The organism is Seonamhaeicola sp. NFXS20 (assembly GCF_049132085.1).
Classification (GTDB): Bacteria; Bacteroidota; Bacteroidia; order Flavobacteriales; family Flavobacteriaceae; genus Seonamhaeicola.
The window spans coordinates 205842-225768 of sequence record NZ_JAFMPU010000003.1; the positions used below are offsets into that span (position 1 = coordinate 205842).

A 19927-nucleotide genomic window follows, 5' to 3' on the forward strand; every position below is an offset into this window, starting at 1 on the left:
CCGTAGCATACCTACTTACCAACATATTTTTTTATAAAAACTGCTCACATTTTTGCTTTCTATCGATGCTTTAATATAAACAATTAAAATTTTACAATTATGAGAAAACACGTATTAAGTTTTTTAGTCTTACTTTTAGCAACATCAACTTCATTTGCTCAAAACTTCAACCTATCAGCTACTGCTGGTTACTTAAACATTAATTCCATTTTCAAAGTAGATGGTGAAAAATATGATTTAGATTTTAAAAGCAGTGGCTTCTATTTTGGAGCACAAACCGAAATAAGTCTTTCTGAAAAAATAAATCTACAACCAGAATTACTTCTTGGACTAAACAGCGAGGGTAACGTGCTTTATCTAGGCCCAATTGCAGGCTACAAAATTACCGAAGAATTTAGTGTGTTATTTGGCCCCTCATTTACATATTTACTAGAAGATGTTGCAAACGGTTATCAAGAGCTTGGTATATCTGCAGCCATTGGCGGCTCTTTTAATATTACAGATAAAATTTATGCACAAGCCAAATACAATATTCAATTAAACGATTATTATAACGGTAGTGCCGATGTAAGCTCTAAAGCAAATTACTTATTAGTTGGGGCAGGCTATAGATTTTTATAATTTTTTGAGTTATTTATGTTTAAAAACGGCGCTATATGTAAAACATATTTGCGCCGTTTTATTTATTAAAGCGTACCTCTTTTGGCTTGCTCCCTTTCAATAGACTCAAAAAGTGCTTTAAAGTTTCCGGCACCAAAACCTTTAGCCCCCATACGTTGAATTATTTCAAAAAACAGAGTTGGTCTATCTTGCACTGGCTTTGTGAAAATTTGAAGCAAATAACCTTCTTCATCGGCATCAATCATTATTCCTAAACTTTTTAGGGTTTCAATATCTTCACGTAGCTCATGATTGTGAGTTAGTAAACGCTCTGGCACCGCCTCATAATACGCATCGGGTGGCGTAGATAAAAACTCTACACCTCTTGCGCGCATGCCTTTTATGGTTTTAATAATATCATCTGTGGCAACGGCTATGTGCTGCACGCCTGCGCTTTCATAAAAATCTAGATATTCTTCAATTTGTGATTTTTTCTTGCCTTCTGCAGGTTCATTTATTGGAAATTTTATACGGCCGTTACCATTACTCATTACTTTACTCATTAATGCCGAATACTCTGTGTGTATTTGCTTATCATCAAAAGATAAAAAGTTTTCAAAACCCATAACATCTTCATACCATTTAACCCATGTATTCATTTGACCCCAACCTACATTACCAACCATGTGATCTACATATTTTAAACCTAAAGGTTCTGGTCTGTAATCTGATTTCCACTCAACAAAACCTGGCATAAACACACCATTGTAGTTTTTGCGCTCTACAAACATATGCACGGTTTCGCCATAAGTGTAAATACCTGCTTTTACAACCTCGCCATGTTTATCTGTTTCTACATAAGGTTCTATATAAGATTTTGCGCCTCTACTTGTGGTTTCTTCATAAGCTTTTCTGGCATCTTCTACCCAAAGTGCTATTACTTTTACACCATCGCCATGTTTTACAATGTGCTCATTTATTTGGTGTTTTGAGTTTAAGGGAGTAGTTAAAACTAAGCGAATTTTATCTTGTTTTAACACGTAAGAAACGGTGTCTTTGCTTCCTGTTTCTAAGCCCTTATAGGCGTATGATTGAAACCCAAAAGCTGTTTTGTAATAATGGGCTGCTTGTTTTGCATTACCTACATAAAGCTCTACATAATCTGTTCCTAGAAGTGGTAAAAAATCTTGTGCGCCTTCAAATATTTTTTCTAAACCGTAGTTTACTGATTCTATATTTTTACTCATAATAGTTTATTTGTTTTTTGTTGAATTGTTTTAGCCCCGATAGAAGCGGCATCCTTTTTTGAGGTACGAGAAAAAGATACAGCGAATAGCGGGAAATAGCTTCTAAAAAAAATTATTCTAACCAAGAAGTATGATATCCTTCATCGGCTATTTTCATGGCTTCTTCTGTTACCATTAAGGGTTTAAATGTATCTACCATAACGGCTAATTCTTGAGTTTTTTCTTTGCCAATACTACGCTCTGTTGCTCCTGGGTGTGGCCCATGTGGAATACCTGCCGGATGCAATGAAATATGGCCAGCTTCTACATCATTTCTGCTCATAAAATCGCCATCAACATAATACAACACCTCATCAGAATCTATATTGCTATGGTTGTATGGTGCCGGAATGGATAGCGGATGATAGTCATACAAACGCGGTACAAAACTACACACCACAAAGGCATCTGTTTCAAAAGTTTGATGTACTGGTGGCGGTTGGTGAATACGCCCTGTTATGGGTTCAAAATCATGAATTGAAAATGCATACGGATAGTTGTAACCATCATACCCAACCACATCAAATGGGTGGGATGCGTAAACCATTTCAATAATATCGCCTTGTTTTTTTACTTTTATGGTAAAATCTCCGTTTTCATTGTAGGTTTCAAGCTCTTGTGGTCTGCGTATATCGCGCTCACAAAAAGGGGCATGTTCTAGTAATTGCCCAAACCAATTACGATACCGTTTTGGTGTATAAATAGGGCGGTGAGATTCTACAATGAAAAGCCTGTTATCTTCAGTATCAAAATCTATTTTATAGATGACACCGCGAGGAATTAGTAAATAATCGCCGTATTTAAAATCTAAATTACCCAACATAGTACGTAATTTACCGGTGCCTTTATGAATGAATATGAGCTCATCGGCATCGGTATTTTTGTAAAAATAATTTTTGGTAGATTCTTTTGGTGCTGCTAACACAATAGCACAATCATTGTTTAGTAAAACTGTTTTTCGGCTTTCTAAAAAATCATTTTCTGGTGTTACTTGAAATCCTTTAAAACGGTATGATTTTATATTGTTTTTAAGAGCTATTTTGGGTGCAACACTGTATTGTTTTTTTATTTCTTTTACTTGCGTGGGTCGTTGCTCATGATAACTGTTGGTATACATACCATCAAAACCAATGGTACCAAAGAGTTGTTCATAGTACAACGTACCATTTGGTTTTCTAAATTGAATATGGCGTTTAGGCGGAATTTTTCCTAATTTGTGATAAAAAGGCATTTTTTTAATATTTTAATGTTAAAAACGAAATACTAAAAGCTGTAAAACTTTAAATATCAACTATATATAAATATACAAAAATGCCTGCTTATTCAGGATTTCTCTTGATAAGGTAGTGAAGAAATTGTAATAAGTCTTTAAAGAAAAACTTCATAACCTAACAAATATCGTAAAAATATTTAAGATTCTTTTTAAGAATAGTTTAAAACCAAAATCCTAAATTAATAAATAAGATACTTTTTTTTCTTTCGGGAGAGTAACTATATTTTGCTTGAACGGGACCTAAAAAAGTATCTATAGCATAACCTAAAGCATACCCACTATAGTCTGGGAGCGAAAGCCAATTTCCGGAATCAAAAATATCATCTTCAACATTTGCCCAATTGCCTTCTAGGGTAATATGATGTTTTTTATAAACTTCATAATCTAATCCTGCATAAACTTTTACGTAACTATTACCCGATAGCGAAATAAAGTCATACCCTAAAAAGGGAATAAAATTATTTATTAAATTATTACCATAACCGCCCAGAGAAAAATCTAGTGTTTTTGTAGTTTTATCGCCAAGTTTAAACCCACCACTAGTTTGCATATTAAAAGCCCATTTATCTGATAAACTAAAAGCATACCCCATATCTACCTTAGCTATTGAAAACGGTTCAAAACCAGTGTTAAAATGAGAAGCATAAAGATATGCGTGTATATCGCCATTAAAATACACACCTTTTTTGGGGAAGTATTTATCATTATACGTATCTAGTTTAAGTCCGCCAAAAACACTAACATAATCTGTACTTTCAAAAGTAAAATCTTCATCTTCATCGTTGGTTGCTAATGTCTCAGAGCTTATTTCTAAACGCTTGTGTTCTGCTCCAATACTTAAAGCAAAATCTTTTCTAAAAAGGGTTTGCAAATAGAATTGATTAGTTTGGTCTTGTAATTCAACATCAATTTTATTTAAACCCGTAGCATCAATTTCAGAATCATCTAATAACAATTGTGCACTTACATTTCTATTAAAATTATTAAAGTTAGAACGTAAACCAATACTCCAATAAAATCCTTTATCTATTAAATATTCAAAATTATATCTAACATTATCTCCTAATACCACATCTAAAGAGGCTATATCATTATCAAACAAAAATCTTTTTTTTGTAATATTTGCTATGGCTCCACTTTTATATAAGTTGTCATAGTGTACTCCAAACTTAAAAAAAGTAGTTATTTGTGCTTCCTTTAAGTTAGCGTGAAAATTGAAACCATCTGTTTTTTCTGATGATTTTAATTGATATTCAAACGAATCAAAATTTTCTGTAGCCACTAAATTGTTAACACCTTCTATTAAATCTGAATAGCTAATTTTTGTATTACTTTTAATTTTTAACTTACCTAAAACATAAGCTCTAGTGTAATTTTTTAAACCTTTTATTGAAATTTCATTGATAATAAGACTATCTTTTACATAGGGTTTTAACCGGGTTTTATTTGTGTTTTTAGACTGCTTTTTAATTAAGTCTTTCAATACTTTTTGTTTGTTTAGTGCAGCTACACTACCTAAATCTACTATTTGTTTTGCCGCATCAAAAGACACTACATTATAATCTTTAATATCTGGTTTAATATAAATGTCTGTTTTTTTAGACTTCACCGCCATATCTTTTATGGTTCTGAAATTGCTAATTTGAAGCAATACATCTGGGGCCGATGTTAATTCATTTTTATTCATAAGTCCATCTTGTACATCAACCCCGATAATAACATCCATACCTTTTGCTCTAAGCTCATCAATAGGATAATTATTTACAACACCACCATCAATTAAAAGTTGATTATTTAAAGTAACAGGTTGAAACAGGGTTGGTAATGCCCCACTAGCCATAACACTTTGGGTTAAATTACCTTTTTCTAGTATTACTTGTTTACCTGTTTCTATATTAGTAGCAATACAAAAAAACGGTATAGGCAGTTCACTAAAATCTTCTACTTTATTTACATGAAGTAATAATTTTAATAAATAATTGTATGTATTTTGACCTTTTGATAGTGCCGAAGGCAACTTTAACTTATAGTCATTAAAAGGCAGTTTTACAGCATATTTTTCATCGTTATTTCTTTCAAAAAAACCTTTTGATGCCCTAGGTAAGTTATCAATAATAATGTTTTCAAAATCTGCTACCCTAAAAATAGAATCTAGCTGTTTACCAGAATATCCTGATGCATATAAAGCTCCTACAATAGCCCCCATGCTACTACCAGCTACATAATCTACTTTAACCCCTAAACTATCTAGAACTTTTAACACACCAATATGTGCTAAACCTTTGGCTCCACCACCACTTAAAACCAAACCTACTTTTTGTGTTTCTTTTTCTTGAGTATAAATTTGCGCTTTCGCGGAAATGAAGACAAGAAGGAATACTAGAAATATAAAGCTTTGTTTTTTCAAGTTTTAAATCTGTTTTACATGATAATAATTATAAACCTTTTCTGCTCTTGACACTCCAATTACAGCCTCTAGTTCATCTAACTTAGCATTAGCCACCCGTTTAGCCGATTTGAAATGTTTTAGCAACTCTACCACTGTTTTTTCACCAATACCCGGAATGGTTTCTAACTCTGTATTTAACGCGTTTTTACTACGCTTATTACGGTGATGTTCAATACCAAAACGGTGCGCTTCATTACGCAATTGCTGAATGATTTTTAGTGTTTCGCTTTTCTTGTCTAAATATAAAGGAATTGGATCATTTGGATAGTATAATTCTTCTAAACGTTTAGCAATTCCTATAATAGCTATTTTACCTCTTAACCCTAAAATATCTAAACTTTTTAAAGCCGAAGACAGTTGCCCCTTACCTCCATCAATAATTATAAGTTGTGGCAAAGGTTTATCTTCATCTAATAAACGTTTATAACGCCTATAAACCACCTCTTCCATAGAGGCAAAATCGTCTGGTCCTTCAACCGTTTTTATGTTAAAATGGCGATAATCTTTTTTACTAGGTTTTCCGTTTTTAAACACTACACAGGCAGCTACAGGGTTGGTTCCTTGTATGTTTGAATTGTCAAAACATTCTATATGGCGTGGTTCTTCGTGTAAACGTAAATCGGCCTTCATTTGTGCCATAATACGGTTAGCATGTCTATCTGGATCTACAATTTTATCTTGTTTAAAGCGTTCCATTCTATAATATTTCGCATTGCGAAGCGATAAATCTAGAATGTGCTTTTTATCGCCTAATTTAGGGATGGTTACTTTAATATTTTCACCTATATCAACCTCAAAAGGCACATATATTTCTTTTGAATTTGAATGAAACCGCTGCCTTATTTCGGTTATAGCTAACTCTAGTAATTCTTTATCGGTTTCTTCTAATTTCTTTTTAATTTCTAAAGTATGTGATCTTATAATAGAACCGTAAGATAGTTGTAAAAAGTTTATATATCCATAGGTTTCATCGCTTATAATAGAAAACACATCTACATTACTAATTTTAGGATTTACAATGGTAGAACGCGCTTGATAGTTTTCTAAAACTTCTATTTTTTCTTTTATTTTTTGTGCCTCTTCAAACAGCATGTCTTCTGCAAATTGTTTCATTTGCTTTTTAAATTGCTGTAAGGAGTCTTTAAAGTTACCTTTTAAAATTTGCCTAATGGCTTTAACATTTTTATTGTATTCTGCTTCGGTTTCCTTTCCTTCACAAGCACCTTTACAGTTTCCTAAATGATACTCTAAACATACTTTGTATTTACCTGCTTCAATTTTTTCGGCAGCTAAATCATAATTACAGGTTCGCAACGGATACAAACCTTTTATTAAATCTAACAAGGTATGCACCGTTTTTCCACTGGTGTAAGGCCCAAAATACTCGCCACCATTTTTAAAAACCCTTCTTGTAGAAAAAACTCTGGGGAATCGCTCGTTTTTAATACAAATCCATGGGTAAGATTTATCATCTTTCAGCATTACATTATAGCGTGGTTTATGCTTTTTAATTAAGTTGTTTTCTAGCAACAAAGCATCGGTTTCGGTTTCTACAACAATGTGCTTAATTTTGACAATCTTTTTAACCAACACTCTGGTTTTACCATTATCATGTGTTTTTGTGAAATAAGAACTTACACGTTTTTTTAAATTTTTTGCTTTCCCCACATAAATAATGGTACCTTCTGCATCAAAATACTGATACACGCCTGGTGCATTGGGTAATGTTTTTAGCTGAATATCTAAGGTAGGCTCATCCATTATCTCAAAGGTAATTATTAAATTTTGTATGATTAAATTTTGTATTTACTTATTTACTACATTGCGCCACTTTTTAAACAAACTAATGAGTAAAAAAATTATTGGAAGAACTGACAAAATAGACTTCCCAAGCCTTGAGCTCTATAGCATTGATGTTAAAATAGATACAGGTGCATATACTTCTGCAATTCATTGCTCTGAAATTATAGAAATAGACCATGCTTTACTGTGTATTTTTAATAGTGATGTACATCAGAATTTTGGAAAAACAGAAATTATTTTTGAATCTTACTCTTTAACAAATGTAAAAAGCAGTAATGGTTTTAAAGAAAATAGATATAAGGTAAAATCTGATGCCATTTTTTTTGGTAAAACCTACAAGATTAACTTAACTTTAAGCACTAGAGACGATATGAAATTCCCTGTTTTAATAGGCAGGCAATTTTTAAGTAAAAAATTTATAGTTGATGTAGATTTAGAAAACGTTTCTTATAACACTAAATAAAATGAACATAGTTATACTTTCTAGAAACGCCAATTTATATTCTACATTAAGACTAGTGGAAGAAGGCGAAAGTAGAGGTCACGAAATGGAAGTAATAGACCCGCTAAAATGTGATCTTATAATAGAAAAAGAAAAGCCTACTATTTACTATAAAGACAGATATTTAGATTATGTTGATGCCATTATACCTAGAATAGGCACTTCTGTTACTTTTTTTGGATGCGCTGTTGTACGGCAATTTGAAATGATGAATGTTTTTACATCTGTCACTTCAGATGCTATTATTCGCTCTAGAGATAAATTACGCAGCTTTCAACGTCTTTCTAAAGCAGGTATTGGTATGCCTAAAACGGTATTTACTAACTACTCTAGAGATATTGAAAAAGTATTATCACATGTGGGTGGCACACCAGTAATTATCAAACTATTAGAGGGCACACAAGGTTTAGGAGTAGTTTTAGCCGAAACCAAAAATGCAGCAGAATCTGTATTAGAAGCTTTTAACGGATTACAAGCACGAGCACTTGTTCAAGAATATATTGCCGAAGCCAAAGGCGCCGATTTACGCGCCCTAATTGTAGACGGCCATGTGGTAGGAGCTATGAAACGACAAGGAAAAGAAGGCGAATTTAGATCTAACTTACACCGAGGTGGCAGAGCAGAAATTGTAAAACTTAGCGAAGCAGAAATACAAGTTGCCATGAAAGCCTCTAGAGCTTTAAAACTTCCTGTTTGTGGAGTAGACATGCTACAATCTGGTAGAGGCCCGCTTCTTTTAGAAGTAAACTCCACACCTGGTTTAGAAGGTATTGAAACTGCAACTGGAAAAAATATTGCTAGAAGTATAATTACCTATATTGAAAGAAACAGACACTAAGTCTATAACAGCATGTAATTAACTATGAGCATTGAAAAAGACATCTTAACCATACTTAATGAAACTATAGCTCCAGGAGAGAGCAAAGAAGTAAATTTTGATGTAGCTAATTTACATACCTCAACATCTGTTAATGTTCCTGTTATTATAGAACGTTCTAAAAAACCCGGACCAACCGTATTGTTTACAGCTGGTATTCATGGTGATGAAGTTAATGGTGTAGAAATTGTTCGCCAATTAGTAGCTAAGGGCATTAATAAACCCAAACGCGGTACAGTTATTTGTATTCCTGTTATCAATATTTTTGGATTTATTAACCTGTCTAGAGAATTTCCAGACGGAAGAGATTTAAACAGAGTATTCCCTGGAAGCCCTAAAGGGTCTTTAGCTAGTAGAGTTGCTTATAAATTAATTAACGATGTAATACCACACGTAGATTATATCATAGATTTTCACACAGGAGGTTCGGGCAGATTTAATGCACCTCAAATTCGCATTGCTGAGGGTGATTTAGAATTAAAACAACTTGCCAAAATATTTGGAGCTCCGTTTGTATTATATTCTAAAAACCTAAATAAATCCTTTAGGCACGCTTGCTACAAACTAAATAAACCATTGCTTCTTTTTGAAGGAGGCAAATCATTTCATATTGATGATATTGTTACCAACTCTGGCGTTAATGGTTCTAAACGTGTGCTTAAACATTTAGGAATGCTTAACTCTAAATTTAAAGCTTCTAGCCCTAAAAAAGCTTGCGTTTTTATTAAAGACAGCAAATGGATAAGAGCCAAATATTCTGGTATGTTTAAACCAGCTGTTAACATAAATTCTACGGTTAAAAAAGGCGACTTATTAGGCAACATTACAGACCCTTATGGTAAGCTAAATTACTTTGTAAAATCATCTAATGCCGGACATATTATTAACGTAAACCAATCGCCTATTGTGTACCAAGGTGATGCTCTTTTTCATATTAGCACCAAATTGAATGACAAAAACTGAATTACGCAAAAAATATAAAACCCTTAGGGAAAATTTATCTTTAAATGATATAGATGAATTAAGTATTGCCATTGCCAATAACCTTATTAATTTACCTATTTGGAATTATTCATTTTATCATATTTTTTTAGCTATTGAAGAACAAAAAGAAGTACAAACCGATTATATTTTAAGTATTCTATCTGGCAAAGACAAAAACATACTTATTTCAAAAAGTGATTTTGAAACCGGTACTATGACACATTTTTTATTAACTGATAGTACAAAAATTAAAAAGAATCATTACAACATTCCAGAACCAGTTGATGGTATTGAAATCTCAAATGATAAAATTGACGTGGTATTTATTCCGCTTTTAGCCTTCGATAAACAAGGCAATAGAGTTGGATACGGCAAAGGTTTTTACGATAGATTTTTAGCTAACTGTAAACCAGAAACTATAAAAATAGGAGTATCTTTTTTTGAAGCCGAAAATAAAATTACTGATATTTTTGAAGGTGATATTAGATTAGATTATTGTATAACACCAAAAAACACATACAGCTTTAACTAACAAAACTACTTTTTACAATTCTCACAATAAGTATCTTTTAAATAGGCATTTTTTAATAACTGAAAGAATAATTATTTAATGAATTTATCCTTACAAAGCTTTTTTAGGAAACGCCTTTTTATTAAAAACAATTAGCATTACAAAACCGGTGCTAATAGCTACATCGGCCACATTAAAAACTGGCTCAAAAAACGTAAAAAATTTGCCTCCAAAAAAAGGTAACCACTCTGGTAAATACCCTTTCCATAACGGGAAATAAAGCATATCTACTACTTTACCATGAAGTAAACCATCATAGCCTCCTTCTTCTGGTAAAAATGTTGCTATTTGGCTATAACTGTCATTAAAAATAACGCCGTAAAAAACAGAGTCTATAATATTACCCATAGCACCAGCAAATATTAGTGCAATAGCTACTATTAATACTTTAGGTTTATGTTTTTTGGTTACATCATAAAGCCAATAACCAATACCAAAAATAGCCACAACCCTAAACAAGGTTAAAGCTACTTTGGCAGACCTATCATTTATAAAAGGGATAAAATCACTTATTTTAGTACCCCAAGCCATACCATCGTTTTCAATAAAATATATCTGGAACCAACTAAAAACAGTAATACTTTGCTGTAGCTGAAAGTTTGTTTTTATATATATTTTGCTTATTTGGTCTATAAGCAAAATAATGATGATGAGTATGATGTTTTTTTTTAGCGACATAGCTACAGCTACTATTAAACAAAAACGTCTCGGTTTTAAACGAGACGTTTTTAAAAATTATATACTTTTCATTTACTTCTGCATGTTTTTAGCCTCAATACTTAATGTAGCATGAGGTACTAACTCTAATCGTTTTTTATTGATTAGTTTTCCTGTAACACGGCATATTCCGTAGGTTTTATTTTCTATACGAATTAAAGCATTTTTTAAATCGCGAATAAATTTTTCCTGACGGATAGCTAACTGCGAATTAGATTCTTTACTCATTACTTCACTACCTTCATCAAAAGCTTTAAAAGTAGGTGATGTATCATCAGTACCATTGTTATGGTCATTCATGTATGCACTTTTAATTAACTCTAAATCGTGTTGTGCTTTCTCTATTTTTTCTTGTATTATTGCTCTAAACTCCTCTAATTCGGCATCAGAATATCTTACATTTGTTGTTCCCATAATTTTAATGTTTTTGAATAAACAATTTGGTATTTATATCATCAAAAGTAATTTCAATACCATTATCTAATTTATCAATTATTTCAAGCTCATCTGCCAACGTTTCTGTTTTTATATAAGCCATATTAGAATCTATAGCATTCACTATATGATCATCTTTTTGAAGTTTTACATCTATTCTATCTGTTACTTCAAACCCTGAATCTTTACGTAAATTTTGAATTCGGTTAATAAGTTCTCTCGCAATTCCTTCGCTTCGTAATTCATCAGAAATGGTTACATCTAGGGCAACTGTTAACGCACCTTCATTGGCAACTAACCAGCCTTCAATATCTTGAGATGCAATTTCTACATCTTCGAGCCCTAAAGTAATATTTTTTCCATTAATTTCAACCTGAATTTCACCAGTTTGTTCAATTTTTTTAATATCGTCTGCACTAAACGCTCTAATGGCGTTAGCAATAAACTTCATATCTTTTCCAAAGCGTGGTCCTAAAGCCTTAAAATTGGGTTTAATTTGCTTTACTAAAATGTCTGAAGCATCTTCTAAAAGTTCTACTTCTTTTACATTTACCTCATGCTTTATCAAATCTGAAACTGCCAATATTTCTTCCTTTTGTTGCTCACTATCAATAGGAATCATTATTTTTTGGAGTGGCTGACGTACTTTAATTTTCTCCTTAGCTCTTAACGATAAAACTAATGATGATATTGTTTGGGCATTTTCCATTTTTCGTTCCAAACTTTTATCAACATAACTTTCATTAAAAACAGGGAAATTGGCTAAATGTACACTTTTAAATGTTTCTTTTTTGGTTACCGAATTTAAGTCTAAATACAGCTTATCCATAAAGAATGGGGCTATTGGAGCACCTAATTTAGCTATGGTTTCCATACAGGTGTAAAGTGTTTGGTAAGCTGAAATTTTATCGGTTTGGTAATCGCCTTTCCAGAAACGCCTTCTACTTAAACGCACAAACCAGTTACTTAAATAATCTTGTGTAAAATCTGATATAGCTCTAGCTGCTTTTGTAGGCTCATAATCGGCATAAAAAGCATCTACTTTTTTGATAAGTGTATGTAATTCAGATAAAATCCACCTGTCTAATTCTGGCCTATCGGCTAATGGAATATCTGCTTCAGCATAACTAAAGTTATCAAGATTTGTATATAAACTGAAGAATGAATACGTATTGTAAAGTGTTCCGAAGAATTTACGTTTTACCTCTTCAATACCTTCAATATCAAATTTTAAATTATCCCAAGGGTTAGCATTTGAAATCATGTACCAACGGGTGGCATCTGCCCCATAATTTGATAAGGTTTCAAACGGATCTACAGCATTGCCTAAACGTTTAGACATTTTTTGACCGTTTTTATCTAAAACCAATCCGTTAGATACTACATTTTTATAGGCTACAGAATCAAATACCATTGTTCCAATGGCATGCAATGTATAAAACCAACCGCGTGTTTGGTCTACACCTTCTGCAATAAAGTTTGCAGGATAGGTTGTGCCTTCATCAATTAGTTCTTTATTTTCAAATGGGTAGTGCCATTGTGCATATGGCATAGAACCAGAATCGAACCAAACATCAATTAAATCGCTTTCGCGTTTCATTGGTTTTCCTGATGGTGATACTAGTGTAATTTTATCTACAATATTTTTGTGTAAATCTAATTTGGCATAGTTTTCATCACTCATATTGCCTACTTCAAAATCGGCAAAAATATCTTCGGATAAAACACCTGCTTCAATAGCTTTTTGTATTTCTGCTTTTAATTCTTCAACAGAACCAATGCATAATTCTTCTTTGCCATCTTCGGTTCTCCAAATTGGCAATGGTATTCCCCAATAACGTGAGCGGGATAAGTTCCAATCGTTTGCATTTGCTAACCAGTTACCAAAACGGCCTTCTCCGGTGCTTTTTGGTTTCCAATTAATAGATTGGTTTAACTCATGCATTCTATCTTTTACATCAGTAACTTTAATAAACCAAGAATCTAAAGGATAGTATAATATAGGTTTATCGGTACGCCAACAGTTAGGGTAGCTATGTTTATATTTTTCAACCTTAAAGGCTTTGTTTTCTTCTTTTAATTTAATGGCAATTTCAACATCAACAGAGCGTCCTGGTGCTTCGCCATCATCATAATATTCATTTTTTACGTACTTACCAGCAAGTTCTTTCATTTCTGGACGAAAACGCCCTTGTAAATCTACTAATGGCACCAAATTACCATTTTCATCTTTTATTAACATTGGTGGCACTTCTGGTGTAGCTTGTTTAGCAACCAAGGCATCATCTGCTCCAAATGTAGGTGCTGTGTGTACAATACCTGTACCATCTTCGGTAGTTACAAAATCGCCTGAAATTATTCTAAAAGCGTTTTCTGGGTTGTCATTTGGTAATACGTATGGCATTAATTGCTCGTACGTAATATCAACTAAATCAGCTCCTTTAAATTCTTTTACTATAAAGTATGGTATTTTTTTATCGCCTTCTTTATAACTATTTAATTCAGCAGTATCTTCAACTTGTTTGAATTTACCAGCAAATTGTTTTGATACTAAAGGCTTACCAAGCACTACATTTACAGGCTCAAAAGTATATTGATTATACGTTTTAACTAATACATAGTCAATCTTAGGGCCAACTGTTAGTGCGGTATTACTTGGTAATGTCCAAGGTGTAGTTGTCCAAGCTAAAAAGTGAATATCTCCTTCATTTTTTAAAAACTCTGGTAAGGATTCTGCTTTTGCTTTAAACTGAGCCACCACAGTAGTATCAGTCACATCTTGGTAGGTTCCTGGTTGATTTAATTCATGTGAACTTAAACCAGTTCCTGCTTTAGGTGAATAGGGTTGAATGGTGTAACCTTTGTAAAGCAAGTTTTTGTTATAAATTTGTTTAAGTAACCACCAAACAGACTCCATGTATTTAGGTTCATAGGTAATGTATGGGTCTTCCATATCTACCCAATACCCCATTTTTTCTGTTAAGTTGTTCCAAACATCTGTGTAACGCATAACGGCTTTTCTACACGCTGCATTATAATCTTCAACAGAAATGGTTTTACCTATATCTTCTTTAGTTATACCTAGTTCTTTTTCTACACCAAGTTCAATTGGTAAACCGTGTGTATCCCAACCTGCTTTACGTTTTACTTGATAACCTTTTTGGGTTTTGTACCTACAGAAAATATCTTTGATAGCACGTGCCATTACGTGGTGAATACCTGGTAAACCATTTGCAGAAGGTGGCCCTTCAAAAAACACAAATGACTCATGCCCTTCTCTTGAAGTTATACTTTTTTCAAAAATGTTATTTTCTTGCCAATATTGTAGTATCTCATTAGCTACATTTGGCAAGTCAAGTCCTTTATATTCAGGAAATTTACTACTCATTTATGCTTAAATCTTATAAGGTTGCGAATTTAAGAATTTATCCTGATATGGGTAATTTTTAGGCACAAAAAAAACCAGAACGTATTGTTCTGGTTTTTTTGAGTTTTTAATATATTAATTTACTATTATTTTTTTTGTAATTACCTGATTGTTATCTGTTCTAAAACAAGCAACATAACCGCCTGTTGAAACATTAGGAATTGAAATACCATTACTTAAAGTTTCTGCTGAAACATCGGTTAGTTCCATAACAGCTTGACCGCTCATACTTATTAAAGACATTCTTTTTACTGATGTATTAAGTTTCTTAACATAAATCTTACGTTCTTTATTTAAATAATAAACAAAGTTTTCATCATGATTTGTTTCCTCTACGCTTAATGACTTTTGTTGAGATTGGAACACAATTTCGAACCTTTCATTAAATTTTCCTTGTTCTGATGAGAAACCATATGGGTCACCTTCTTTTAAGCTAAAGTACTCTCCTGTTAAGTTGTCTTTTAAGTAAATTTCTTCTGATTCTTCAAAATTTTCTAATTCTGTAATCTTTATTTCAAATGAATTACTTCCTGATGATTTAAAGTTTAACGGCACTACTTTATCTGTAGTTAACTCTCCGTATGCCTGTATGTTCATATTCTTCCCTTCTAAATTTAGGTTTAAATCGTTATTATTAGTTTCATTACATTCTGATTCATATCCATAATCAAAATCATCAGTTGTTAAATCACTAAACCCTAACAATAACTCTCTTCTTGTGTCTGGCCCTGATACAGACGCAAATTCTAATCTAATCTTTTTAAAAGGGTTTTCTTCTTCTGTTTCTACTGTTTTTGCAGTTGTTGTTTCTTTTGAGTTACTTTTGGTATTCTTAAAAAACACAGAACCATTATCATATGTTCCATCTGCATCATCTTCTAAAATAAACACACGTTGACTGTTGTTAAACTCTACTTCTCCATCTGCAACAACTTCTACAAGAAACCCTTGACCAATAGGAAGATATCTTGAAGGCACAAGTGTTCCGTCTTGCGATCCATTATTTGCACCACTAATACCTACAAATTGATAAGCTCTTATGGCTCCTAATTTAGTTACTTCAGCATATCCGCCATTATATTCATTTAAATAATGTGAATTACCACTCCATTGTTGCCACAGATAAAGCGGCCCTTTAATAACCCCCTCGTTATCATCAATAAACTGATGAATATCTAATGCCGAAGGGTAAGGATTTCCTAACAAACAACTTGTTCTGGATACATCGGCTTCTGAACCCTCTCCTCCTACATCACTTACACTTACCAAAATGGTACCATTATTAGGTTTTCCTTCAAATATATATTGTTGTTCTGTACTGGCATTACCAGATCCCTTTTGAGTATAGCCTATACCAGGATTTATATTTGAAGAAGCACCAATATGAGCCCAATCCCAATAAGTAACACCATTCATAAATGTAAATAACCAATAGGTACTAATGCTTCCGCTACCTGTGTATCCTGATGTAAACTGAACATTGAACCCAGTTTCATCTTTTAACATATCTAAACTAAACGGTGTATTATTAGTATTATTTGTTTCAGCATTATTGTTAATTAAACTGGTTGTACCTGTTGCACCTACTGGAGAAGACCAATAGTTGTATCTGTAAGGGTTTGGTGTTCCTTCTTGACGCCTTAACACCTTTCCATCGGCAGAGGTTACTAAATCACTTGCTATTGTTTGAATTAATTGAGAATCATCCATTAAATCTAATGTTCCGTTTAATTCTAAATACCATGAATTTTGAATTAGATTATCTCCATTTACTGTAAGTGTTTTATTAGAGTCTATAATTAAGCCTAGTGTTTTATGTGAATCTGATGTTGTTACATCATGTTCAATTTTAACAATACACCAGTCTCTGTTGTCTGCAATATTTTCTATATCCCAAACATTACCATGCTGCCAAGTGCTTTGAGATGCCCAACTACCATCTGCACTAGTTTTATATGGCATTGGAGCTGTTTGGTCTTGAATTGTAGAAATATTATGTATATATAACCCATTATCATTATTAGAATAATCTAATGTTTTACCTGTTTTTATATTGGTCATTGGGTAGTAAGCTATTAAATTAGTCCAAGGTATCGTACTACCAGTAGGCGAATCTCCTATGTTTTTGGGAATAACAGTTCCCGCCACTACTCCAGAGTTTTCTTCAATTTCTTGATACACCATCATTCCTATTTGTTCACTAGTTAGTGCTACATCAAACACTCTCACTTCATCAATATCACCTTTATAATATTCTTTATTTGAAACATTATTTGTAGAACGCCTTCCTACTTCAAAATTACCATTAGCATCTGTTGTATTTTCAATTACAGCTCCGGAACCTCCTACATTTGATGAATCTACTAATGCTCCATCAACATATAATTCTATAGCTCCAGTACTACTATTGTATGTACCTGCTATGTGATGCCATTCATCATAATTTATAGCACTATCTCCAACGGTTTTGGCAGCATTACCTTGTGTTGTAATTGTAAAGGTTGGTTGGTTTCCGTTTTGCAACCACAGTTTACAGCCTGTGTCTTCGCCTGCAATAGTTATATTGTTAGCATTACCAGAATCTGTTTTTACCCATGCCATTATAGTAACATTGCCTAAACCATTAATAAATGAGTTTGTTGATAGATAATCATCAACTCCATCAAAATCTATAGATGCGTATGTTGGTGGATCAGTATCAAATAAATCTCTATAATCTAAATCTCCTCCTGTTGACAAATCTCCGTCTATATCAGGTAAAATTGATAAATCTGTTGGGTCTTCAATATCTTCATTTACATCTAAAACAATATCATTTACTCCATTGGTTTCAAAGGCATTGTTTAATCCATCTTTATCTACATCGGCAGCGGTATAGGTGTCTGCCATACCGTTTTCAGTTATATCTGGTTTACCGTCATTATCTGAATCTGAATCTGAATAGTCTGGAATACCATCTCCATCTGTATCTACTGGTACAAGACCTGTTCCGTAATTATCCCATAATCCAACATAAGAACCTATGATATTTAATGTACCACTAGGTAATATATATCCTAAAGTAGATTGTGCTTCAACGTTATCTGGTATCCCATCGTTATCACTATCTATGTCTAAATGATTAGCTAAACCATCATTATCATCATCAATAAATAAAGGAATATCACAAACACTATTAAAACGAACTTTGTGTGTGTTTACTGAACCTCCTGTAGAAGCTGAAAACCCAAAATACACAAGATTATTTCCTCCAAAATAATTATTAATTAAATCTCCTGTATATAAACCAGCTAAATTACCATCTACATAATAACTAATTGTATTGGTATCTGCATTCCAATTAAGTACAACCGTATGCCAGTCATTATCTTCTAAATTTCCTAAGTCTGTAGCTGTAGTTAATAAGCCTGAACCCGATTGGTTATCAGAATCCCAAATCATCCCATGATCATTTGCAATATCTCCACGAGAGGAATTATAATAGGTATCTAGCTCTAAAACAATACCGTTTTTTATACCACTTGCTCCCATACCTTCTCCTGTAGCTCCAACTGCCGATGTACCTGCAGGGTCATCATGAAAAATAATAGCCATACCATCTGCACCATTATCACTATCACCAAGATAAGCATCAAATGAAAATGAAAAACTATTTTCAAAATTAATTCTATCATTAATTATTGCTGCTCCTGCTTGAGTTTTTACTGCACTAGTAAGTTTAAACTCTGTATCTGATATTTCTACCGCAGTTCCACTTAATGTAAATACCTCAGATATAGTTCCGTTAGTAATTCCTTTTTCAACACAATCTAAAATACCATCGTTATCATCATCTACATCTACGGTATCAACAATACCATCACCATCAAAATCAACAGTTGCTATGGCCCCAGAGCCACCTGACGATGAACTACCACTAGCTTTGAAAACAATATTATAATCTTCTACCTCTCCAGAACCATAATTATAATCAGTTGAAGTGAAATTTGTGTTAGTTCCTTCACGCAATCCAATTCTTATTACTGAGTTACCTAAACTAGCAGTACTTGGTACATCTATACTTATAGGTATTTGAACTGTTTTTCTGTTATTTTCATTTTTAATATCATCATAATTTTTAGCATTAAAAGTAAACAAAAACCGTTCTCCACTGTCTTCAAAATCATCATCAGTTGCTTCATTAAAATTCATCCAAACAACAATAGTATTGGTTTGTTTATTCCATTTATCAAGGGTTACCTCTACAGTTCCTTCTAATGTTTCGCCAATAGTAACCTCTGCTCTATCTTCTGAAGAATAATATGTATAATCTCCTGTGTCTCCAGAGGTTGAATTATTAATAGAACCTATATTTACTTTAGAAATATAATAAGCATTCCAATTACCTATATCTTTTGGTTCTGAATATTCTGGGTCTGCAATGTTATTTGAAGAATCTGAACTATCTTCTGAAATAAAATTTATATTATAATCTTCAACTTCGCCTGCTTTATACTTAAAATCACATGATGTGTAATTACTACTTTGTTTTTCCCTAAATCCTATTCTCATAACAGAATTACCTAGTTGAGCAGTACTAGGCACAGGTATTGAAATAGGTACATCTATAGTTTTTAATCCACTGAGATTTGATTTATCTTGTAGCGTAAATGTAAATTCTTCTCCTGCATCTTCAAAATCATCATCTGAGTTATTAAAATTCATCCAAACTATTAATTTGTGCTTATTTCTGTTCCAACCATCTAGTGTAACAGTTACAGTTCCTGTAATAGTTTCCCCTACCATAATATCGGTTGCCGGTACTGAAGAATAATAGGTATACCCCCCTGTTGTTCCTGTACTTGAATTATTTATATCTCCCAACGAAACATTTGAAATATAAAAGGTGTTGTAATTACCAATATTATTTGGTTGGCAGTATTGCGCGAAAGAATTATTTGTTGCTAAAAAAAATATTACAAACAATAATTTTAATAGTATTAATTTTTTCATAGGCTAAAGTT

At 32.8% G+C, this 19927-nt stretch carries 13 protein-coding genes; 5 read left to right on the top strand and 8 right to left on the bottom strand.

Features of this window, described 5'->3' with window-relative positions; translation table 11 throughout:
- Nucleotides 1-99: 99 nt before the first annotated feature.
- Nucleotides 100-621 (top strand): hypothetical protein, encoded by a 522-nt coding sequence (locus tag J1D01_RS07160; RefSeq protein ID WP_372936503.1) that lies wholly within the window; start codon nucleotides 100-102, stop codon nucleotides 619-621.
- A gap of 65 nt (nucleotides 622-686) precedes the next feature.
- Here the strand turns inward: J1D01_RS07160 and hppD are convergent, their stop codons facing one another.
- The 4 genes from hppD to uvrC all read right to left on the bottom strand — a co-directional run bounded on the left by hppD (nucleotide 687) and on the right by uvrC (nucleotide 7369).
- Nucleotides 687-1847, bottom strand: a complete 1161-nt coding sequence (gene hppD / locus J1D01_RS07165) for a 4-hydroxyphenylpyruvate dioxygenase (protein WP_421150330.1) — start codon at nucleotides 1845-1847, stop codon at nucleotides 687-689.
- Nucleotides 1848-1959: 112 nt separating this feature from the next.
- Entirely contained in the window at nucleotides 1960-3117 is a 1158-nt protein-coding gene (locus J1D01_RS07170) for a homogentisate 1,2-dioxygenase (RefSeq protein WP_421150331.1), read from the bottom strand.
- Nucleotides 3118-3319: 202 nt separating this feature from the next.
- Complete coding sequence (locus J1D01_RS07175) at nucleotides 3320-5566, bottom strand: patatin-like phospholipase family protein (RefSeq protein ID WP_421150332.1); 2247 nt, start codon at nucleotides 5564-5566, stop codon at nucleotides 3320-3322.
- Nucleotides 5567-5569: 3 nt separating this feature from the next.
- Nucleotides 5570-7369 carry an excinuclease ABC subunit UvrC gene (gene uvrC, locus J1D01_RS07180; RefSeq protein WP_421150333.1) on the bottom strand — a complete coding sequence of 600 codons (1800 nt, stop codon included), beginning with the start codon at nucleotides 7367-7369 and terminating at the stop codon, nucleotides 5570-5572.
- A gap of 85 nt (nucleotides 7370-7454) precedes the next feature.
- Between uvrC and J1D01_RS07185 the strand changes: the two genes are divergently transcribed.
- The 4 genes from J1D01_RS07185 to J1D01_RS07200 are packed head-to-tail and all read left to right on the top strand — an operon-like array spanning nucleotide 7455 to nucleotide 10306.
- On the top strand, nucleotides 7455-7874 hold the full coding sequence (locus J1D01_RS07185; protein WP_372936361.1) for an ATP-dependent zinc protease: 420 nt from the start codon (nucleotides 7455-7457) through the stop codon (nucleotides 7872-7874).
- A gap of 1 nt (nucleotide 7875) precedes the next feature.
- Entirely contained in the window at nucleotides 7876-8751 is an 876-nt protein-coding gene (gene rimK / locus J1D01_RS07190) for a 30S ribosomal protein S6--L-glutamate ligase (RefSeq protein WP_372936363.1), read from the top strand.
- A gap of 24 nt (nucleotides 8752-8775) precedes the next feature.
- Complete coding sequence (locus J1D01_RS07195; RefSeq protein ID WP_372936365.1) at nucleotides 8776-9753, top strand: succinylglutamate desuccinylase/aspartoacylase family protein; 978 nt, start codon at nucleotides 8776-8778, stop codon at nucleotides 9751-9753.
- Nucleotides 9740-10306, top strand: a complete 567-nt coding sequence (locus tag J1D01_RS07200) for a 5-formyltetrahydrofolate cyclo-ligase (protein WP_421150334.1) — start codon at nucleotides 9740-9742, stop codon at nucleotides 10304-10306. The genes J1D01_RS07195 and J1D01_RS07200 overlap by 14 nt, the downstream gene beginning before the upstream one ends.
- A 90-nt stretch (nucleotides 10307-10396) precedes the next feature.
- Here J1D01_RS07200 and J1D01_RS07205 read toward each other — a convergent pair whose 3' ends face one another.
- The 4 genes from J1D01_RS07205 to J1D01_RS07220 all read right to left on the bottom strand — a co-directional run bounded on the left by J1D01_RS07205 (nucleotide 10397) and on the right by J1D01_RS07220 (nucleotide 19916).
- Nucleotides 10397-11023: a lipoprotein signal peptidase gene (locus J1D01_RS07205; protein ID WP_372936369.1), complete on the bottom strand. Its 627-nt coding sequence runs from the start codon at nucleotides 11021-11023 to the stop codon at nucleotides 10397-10399.
- 72 nt (nucleotides 11024-11095) lie between these two features.
- Complete coding sequence (locus J1D01_RS07210) at nucleotides 11096-11476, bottom strand: TraR/DksA family transcriptional regulator (RefSeq protein ID WP_372936371.1); 381 nt, start codon at nucleotides 11474-11476, stop codon at nucleotides 11096-11098.
- A gap of 4 nt (nucleotides 11477-11480) precedes the next feature.
- Nucleotides 11481-14885 (bottom strand): isoleucine--tRNA ligase, encoded by a 3405-nt coding sequence (gene ileS, locus J1D01_RS07215; protein ID WP_421150335.1) that lies wholly within the window; start codon nucleotides 14883-14885, stop codon nucleotides 11481-11483.
- A 114-nt stretch (nucleotides 14886-14999) separates the two neighbouring features.
- Nucleotides 15000-19916 carry a lectin-like domain-containing protein gene (locus tag J1D01_RS07220; RefSeq protein WP_421150336.1) on the bottom strand — a complete coding sequence of 1639 codons (4917 nt, stop codon included), beginning with the start codon at nucleotides 19914-19916 and terminating at the stop codon, nucleotides 15000-15002.
- Between the last annotated feature and the right edge of the window lie 11 nt (nucleotides 19917-19927).